Consider the following 1,132-nt stretch of genomic DNA (forward strand, 5'->3'; position numbering starts at 1 on the left):
TTGTTCTCGGCGACAACTACTATATCTTATCATGTCCGACTCAGTAATGCAAGCTTTTTTTCAATTTCATTTTCATGTGATTGTTAAGCTTTCTGGTTCGTTTTGACCGCCATTTGTTGGCTGGACTAATAATATATCACGTTATTTGTTTAACATCAAGTTACAATATTTAACACTTATTGAATATTAATATCTGACATCTACTATATAAACATAACAAGCCTTCTGTTTAAATTATATGAATTCTTCAATACCTTTCTCATTCACTCTATGAATTTCTAAAAACAATAATATCTTGTTTCATCGACCTACCAATGGTTCTTATATGCTGCCCACAATGCTACAAGTATCCCTTTTTCAATAAAATACATATGTAAACGTTAATAGTGAGTATAGTCTTGCGTTACTATATCCTATACCCTCCTATACCCCGTCAAGAGTGAGTCCCACCTTTCAACGATCCCTCATATGAACTAGAATGATCATATACATTTAACCTCTATTGTTCTATTGTTTCTTCCAAGAAGAGCATGCGTATATCTTTTACATCCATAACAACTTAGCACACTGACCACTCTAACAACCAATCCTCTATCCTCTGAACAGCTACAATACGAGTTACCACTAAGCTGGATCAACCACATAATTCATCTGATTAGTTCTCTAAGAACTACCGCTTATGTTCCTCTTCATTCTTCTTGATCCAATTAACACAATTTCTGAGATTTAGGGGTTCTATTAGCCTATTATTGTAAAGGACACTTACTACTGGTCTATCTATTTTACTTTTCATACGATTACAATAACTTGCATCTCAAACCTTTTTGCATAGTTACTTACTTGATGTTTTCAACCACGCATAAATTTCTCTCTAGATTACTCTATTACACCGAACGTTCGTATAAATTAAAAAAGAGAACCCCATATCCAAGGCTCCCTTCCATATACCAACACTGCTAAGGTACTTCCCAGTAGTAGTGTTGGTATTATAATTGAACTAAAATAAAACCACCGTCGAGTTCCGACGGTGGTTACTTTTTTTGCTTGGCGACGTCCTACTCTCCCAGGACCCTGCGGTCCAAGTACCATCGGCGCTGGAGGGCTTAACGGTCGTGTTCGGGATGGGTACGTG

1 rRNA gene is annotated in these 1,132 nt (G+C 36.6%); it reads right to left on the reverse strand.

Features of this window, described 5'->3' with window-relative positions:
* Nucleotides 1-1,042: 1,042 nt before the first annotated feature.
* Nucleotides 1,043-1,132: ribosomal RNA gene (rrf, locus tag J2T13_RS26285) — 5S ribosomal RNA — on the reverse strand; the annotation flags it as partial.

Origin of the sequence: Paenibacillus sp. DS2015, from assembly GCF_050433705.1 — a bacterium.
Classification (GTDB): domain Bacteria; phylum Bacillota; class Bacilli; order Paenibacillales; family Paenibacillaceae; genus Paenibacillus_AQ.